This window comes from Streptomyces sp. NPDC002671 (assembly GCF_053592475.1).
In genome coordinates this window covers 1-1,183 of sequence record NZ_JBSFVU010000175.1, presented here as the reverse complement: position 1 = coordinate 1,183, position 1,183 = coordinate 1, and the positions used below count along the sequence as shown (strand labels likewise).

Annotated in this window: 2 protein-coding genes; one reads left to right on the top strand and one right to left on the bottom strand. The window is 68.3% G+C overall.

What is annotated here, in order from left to right; all coding sequences use genetic code 11:
- Nucleotides 1-139 precede the first annotated feature (139 nt).
- Nucleotides 140-937, bottom strand: a complete 798-nt coding sequence (locus tag ACWD35_RS45565) for an MMPL family transporter (RefSeq protein WP_451357192.1) — start codon at nt 935-937, stop codon at nt 140-142.
- Nucleotides 938-967: 30 nt separating this feature from the next.
- Here ACWD35_RS45565 and ACWD35_RS45560 point away from each other — a divergent pair.
- A partial coding sequence (locus tag ACWD35_RS45560) for a hypothetical protein (protein ID WP_451357191.1) occupies nt 968-1,183 on the top strand: 216 nt, incomplete at its 3' end.

Sequence of the window (1,183 nt, the reverse complement as noted above, 5' to 3'; positions counted from 1 at the left end):
GCTACCTCGCCGGCCTCCATCTACGAGCCTCGGTGATCTGGATCAGCGACCTCCTGAAGGCAACTGGCTGATCACAACATCACACAGGCCCTAGGTGACGCGCTGAGGTGCCGGAGGCCAAGGGCGGGCAGGAGTTGAGTCAACGGTCAACCAGCCGTGGACGTGGGGCCTCACCCGTGGATTCCGCGTCGGTGTCGTCGGTGCCGACCGGGCCGCGGGGAAGCATCCAGTCTAGCCACTTCGGCAGCCACCAGTTGGTCCGGCCGAGGAGTGTCATGGTCGCCGGTACCAGCACCATGCGTACGACCGTGGCGTCGATGAAGATCGCGGTGGCCAGGCCGAGCCCGAACATTTTGGTGGAGGGGTCCTCGGCGACGGCGAAGGACAGGAAGACCGCCACCATGATGAGGGCGGCCGAGGTGATGATCCGGGCGGTGCCCGAGACGCCCTCAACGATCGCCGTGCCGTTGTCGCCGGTGCGCAGGTACTCCTCGCGTACGCGGGAGAGGAGGAACACCTCGTAGTCCATCGACAGGCCGAACAGGATGGCGAAGAGGAACATCGGGATGAACGACACGATCGGAACCATCGCTTCCAGCCCGATGAGTGCGCCTCCCCAGCCCCACTGGAAGACCGCGACCATGATGCCGTAGGCCGCGCCGATGCTCAGCAGGTTCAGCAGTACCGCCTTGAGCGGTACGAGTATCGAGCGGAAGACCAGCATCAGCAGCAGGAACGACATCGCCAGCACGGCGGCGACGAACACCGGCAGGCGTTGGCTGGTGCGTTGGCCCACATCGGACAGGCTCGCGGCGGCGCCGCCGACGTGGGCCCTGGCCGGGCCGTGCCCGATCGCCGTGGGCAGCACGTCGGTGCGCAGCCGGGCGATGGTGTCGGCCGTGGCCTTGTCCTGAGGGCTGGTGGTCGGGAACACCACGAGGGTCGCGATGCCGGTGGCCCGATCGATATGCGTCGGCGCGACGGATGCGATGCCCGGATCCGCCGTGACCGTTGCGACGAGTCGGTCCAGCACTCCCGGATCACCGGCGGGGTCCGCGGCGATGACGAGGGGACCGTTGGTGCCCGGGCGGGCACGTCCGCGGCCGGCATGATCACCGTGCCGCCGTTGTTCCGCACCGCCGCGACGACGGCGTCCGCGTCGGCCACGGCGAAGTACGGCACC